Consider the following 4,247-nt stretch of genomic DNA (forward strand, 5'->3'; position numbering starts at 1 on the left):
GAAGAACATCGACATCATCAAGGTCGTCATCAAGACCGTTGATAGGCTGCTCGGCCGCGCCGAAGGCGAGGACATGAACCTGATCACTTATGTGACGGACCGCCTGGGCCACGACGCCCGCTACGCGATTGACTCCACCAAGCTCCAGAAGGAACTCGGCTGGGAACCGAGCTTGCAGTTCGAGGAAGGCATCGAAAAGACGGTTCGCTGGTACCTCGACAATCAGGAATGGCTCGACAACATCACCAGCGGCGACTACGAAAAGTATTACGAAACGATGTATAAGAATAGGTAATTGAAAAATGGGCAAATTCAATTTTATCAAAACCACCATCGAGGGTGTGACGATTATCGAACCGACGGTCTTTGGCGACCAGCGTGGCTACTTCATGGAAACCTACAACAAGGGCGAGTTCGACGCCGCCGGTCTCAACATGGTCTTTGTGCAGGACAACGAGTCCCGTAGCAAGAAGGGCGTGCTCCGCGGTCTGCATTTCCAGAAGAAGAACCCGCAGGGAAAGCTCGTTCGCGTCATTGAAGGCGAGGTGTTTGACGTGGCGGTAGACCTTCGCAAGAACAGCCCCACCTTCGGCAAGTGGGTGGGGGTCACGCTTTCTGCCGAAAACAAGAAACAGTTCTACATTCCCGAGGGATTTGCGCACGGTTTCGTGGTGCTCAGCGAGACGGCGACATTTGTCTATAAGTGCACCCGCCTCTATGACCCGAAGGACGAGGGCGGCCTCATGTGGAACGACCCCGAAATCGGCATCAAGTGGCCAGTGGGCAACGGCTTCGAACCGCTCCTCTCCGAAAAGGACACGAAGAACCCGCCGCTCAAGGACCTGGGCTTCGCGTTTGAAGTGTAATTCCTTTTGTCATGCCCGCGCAGCCGGGCATCTCTTATGATATAATTTTCTAATTTAAGAGCAATGAAGCATATTTTAGTTGTCTGTACGGGAAATATTTGCCGTAGCCCCACGGGAGAATACCTTTTGAAAAAGGAACTCGGTGAGGGTTTTGAAGTCATGAGCGCCGGGCTTGGCGCCTTGGTGGATCATCCTGCGCACGAAATCAGCCAGAAGATCGCTCTTGAACATGGTATTGATATGAGCGCGCACCGTGCTCGCCAAATAAACCTGGATATCCTCAAGTGGGCGGATCTTGTCCTGGTTATGGAAAATGGGCACAAGGCGGAACTTTTGCGCCGCTATCCGGCCCTTGGAGACAAGGTCCATCGTTATGGCGAGGCTCAGCAGGTCGATGTCCCCGACCCCTACCGTAGGCCCGAAAGTGCTTTTGTGTTGGCTTGGAACTTTATTTCTAAACTGACCCCTTATTGGGTCGAGAAGATTAAACAGAGCGAGGCTCAATAATGAAAAAATTGAATCTTTTGCTTGCTGCCGGTGTTGCCCTCGTCATGGGCGGCTGCTCGCTGGGCCCCCACATGCGAATGTCGGTGCCGGAAGGTGATGCGGAAGGATCCGCCGAATACAACGGCATCAAGGTGGTTGTCCACTCTATCGAAAACGGTGATTTTGGCACGGGCACGGCTGCTGCCGGTGATTCTGCAAAGTCGGATTTCGGCGAGCTTGCAGAACTGATTGTGGATTCCCTGCCGAGTCTTGAATACCGCATCGGTCCTCTGGACATGGTCCAGGTGGTCGTTTGGGAACACCCGGAACTCACGTCCCCGATGGGCCAGTACCAGCCTGCCGGCCAGCGCGTGACGACCGATGGCACGCTATTCTACCCCTATGCTGGCGAGATTAAGGCCGCGGGTCTTACGGCGCAGGAACTTCGTGCCGAAATCACGAAGCGCCTTTCCGACAAGATTTTGAACGATCCGCAGGTTGATGTACGCGTGACGGGCTACAACAGCCTCAAGGCGTTTATCTCCGGAGCCGTGAACAAACCGGGCTACGTTTCCTTTAACGAACTGCCGATGACTATCCCCGCTGCGATTGCGAGCGTGGGTGGATTTGCCGATGAGGCAGACCCCTCCGGAATGCAACTGCGCCGTGGAGACAAGGTCTATAGCATCAACTACCTTGATGCATTCAAGGCGAACCTCCCGCTCGACAAGATTCTCCTCAAGCCCGATGACCAGATTTTTATTCCGGCCCTCAGCGAGACCCAGAAGGAGAACCGCGTGTTCGTGATGGGCGAAGTTGCGAGGACTGGCGCCGTGAACGTGAACCAGGGCAAGCTCTCGCTCGTCGAGGCATTGGCTGCGGCTGGTGGCCTGCAGACGACATATGCGTCTTCTAAGTCTATTTATGTTATCCGTAACACTTCGGAAAAGCAGATTGACGTGTACCACCTGAATGCGAAGAACGCGATGGCGCTCGCGATGGCCGAACGCTTCAACCTGAATTCGCGTGACGTTGTCTATGTCGATGCTTCCGATCTTGGAACGTGGAACCGTCTCGTGAATTTGATCTTGCCTACGGCATCGATCATAAACTACGGGGCTAGCACGACTCGTAACATTGAGCTGATTTCTAGAGATGGGTGGTAATAGATATGATTAACCTTATCCTTTGTGGTGGTTCGGGCACGCGCCTCTGGCCCGTGAGCCGTTCCCTGATGCCCAAGCAGTTTGCCCCGCTCTTTGACGGGCAGTCCCTGTTCCGCAAGACGGTTGTCACGAACGCCGCCGTCTGCGAGTCGCAGTTCATCGTCTCTAACGCCGACCAGTTCTTCCTCGCGAAGGACCAGCTCGAAGTCGAAGGCATGACCGGCAGCAAGTTCCTGCTGGAACCCGTGGGCCGCAACACTGCGCCCGCGATTGCGCTTGCCTGCCTTACCATGGATCCGGAAACCATCGTGCTCGTGTCCCCGTCGGACCACGTAATCCGCAAGAAGGACGAGTACAAGAAGGTTCTCCTCCGTGCGCAGGAACTCGCCGAGGCGGGTAACCTCGTGACGTTCGGCATCACGCCCACGAGCCCCGAGACGGGCTACGGCTACATCGAGGCTGACGGCGAGAATGTGAAGCGCTTTGTGGAAAAGCCCGACTTGGCGACCGCCGAGAAGTACCTGCTCGCGGGCAACTTCTACTGGAACAGCGGCATCTTCTGCTTCAAGGCGAAGACCTTCCTCGCGGAACTCGGCAAGTATTCTCCGGAGATGCTCGCCGCCGCACAGAAGGCGCTTACCAACGCGACCATCGAGGACGGTGAACCCATCCGCATCAACCGCGACGACATGCTTGCCATTCCGAGCAACTCCATCGACTACGCCGTGATGGAGAAGTCCAAGAAGGTGAAGGTCGTGCCGAGCGACATCGGCTGGAGCGACCTCGGAAGCTTTGATAGTTTGTATGGGGAATACCCGCACGACGAGAACGGCAACAACGTGAACCCGCGTCATATCGCGGTGGGCTCGAAGAACTCCCTCGTGATGGGTAGCCAGCGTGCCATCGCGACGATTGACCTCGACAAGATGCTCATCGTTGACACTCCGGACGCTTTGCTCGTGGCCCCGCTTAGCAGCAGCCAGAAGGTGAAGAAGGTGGTGGAAGAGCTCAAACAGCGCGGCTCCGACCTCATCAACGTGCCGCAGACGGTGAGCCGCCCGTGGGGTACTTACTCCGTGCTCGAATCCACCGAACGCTACAAGATGAAGCGCATCGTGGTGAAGCCGGGCAAGCGCCTCAGCCTGCAGAAGCACCTTCACCGTTCCGAACACTGGGTGGTCGTGAGCGGCACTGCTACATGTACTGTGGGCGACAAGGTGTTCTACGTGCGTCCGAACGAATCGACCTACATCCCTGTGGGCGAAGTGCACCGCCTGCAGAACGAAGGCCGCCTCCCGCTCGTAATCGTAGAAGTCCAGGTGGGCGAGTACACCGGCGAAGACGACATCATCCGCGTGGAAGACGACTTCCACCGCTGCAAGTAACAAGCGTCATCCCCGCACAACAATTGTCATCCCCGCGAAGGCGGGGATCTCTTTTTTATACAAGAAAAGCGGGCCGCAAAAGCCCGCTCTTTTCATTTCTTTCGTCTAACCTAAAACTGGCTCAGGAATCTCTGGTCGTTGCTCGTCAGGAGGCCAATTTCCGGAATCGCGTGGCGCAGCATGGCGATACGGTCGAGACCGAAGCCGAAAGCAAAGCCCGTGTACTTCTCGGAATCGATGCCGCAGTTCTTGAACACGTTCGGGTCCACGGAACCGCAACCGCCGATTTCCATCCAGCCGGTTCCCTTGCAGCGACGGCAACCCTTGCCACCGCAGAACACGCA

5 protein-coding genes and 1 pseudogene are annotated in these 4,247 nt (G+C 56.2%); 5 read left to right on the plus strand and 1 reads right to left on the minus strand.

All coding sequences use genetic code 11. The annotated features are described in order from the left end of the window. The 5 genes from B2310_RS00700 to B2310_RS00720 form a co-directional block, all read left to right on the plus strand. Nucleotides 1-295, plus strand: a 295-nt coding sequence (locus tag B2310_RS00700) for a GDP-mannose 4,6-dehydratase (protein WP_290727952.1), incomplete at its 5' end; no start/stop codon positions are given. Between the two features lie 7 nt (nucleotides 296-302). Then, nucleotides 303-866: a dTDP-4-dehydrorhamnose 3,5-epimerase gene (gene rfbC / locus B2310_RS00705; protein ID WP_290727954.1), complete on the plus strand. Its 564-nt coding sequence runs from the start codon at nucleotides 303-305 to the stop codon at nucleotides 864-866. A 63-nt stretch (nucleotides 867-929) separates the two neighbouring features. Continuing rightward, complete coding sequence (locus B2310_RS00710; protein WP_073113508.1) at nucleotides 930-1,373, plus strand: low molecular weight protein-tyrosine-phosphatase; 444 nt, start codon at nucleotides 930-932, stop codon at nucleotides 1,371-1,373. Further along, nucleotides 1,373-2,518 carry a polysaccharide biosynthesis/export family protein gene (locus B2310_RS00715; RefSeq protein ID WP_073113507.1) on the plus strand — a complete coding sequence of 382 codons (1,146 nt, stop codon included), beginning with the start codon at nucleotides 1,373-1,375 and terminating at the stop codon, nucleotides 2,516-2,518. Before B2310_RS00710 ends, B2310_RS00715 begins: the two co-directional genes overlap by 1 nt. Before the next feature lie 5 nt (nucleotides 2,519-2,523). After that, entirely contained in the window at nucleotides 2,524-3,903 is a 1,380-nt protein-coding gene (locus B2310_RS00720) for a mannose-1-phosphate guanylyltransferase/mannose-6-phosphate isomerase (protein ID WP_290725144.1), read from the plus strand. A 110-nt stretch (nucleotides 3,904-4,013) separates the two neighbouring features. Here the strand turns inward: B2310_RS00720 and B2310_RS00725 are convergent. Beyond that, nucleotides 4,014-4,247: pseudogene (locus B2310_RS00725) on the minus strand (phenylalanine--tRNA ligase subunit alpha); the annotation flags it as partial.

It is taken from the genome of Fibrobacter sp. UBA3629 (assembly GCF_002374005.1).
GTDB lineage: Bacteria > Fibrobacterota > Fibrobacteria > Fibrobacterales > Fibrobacteraceae > Fibrobacter.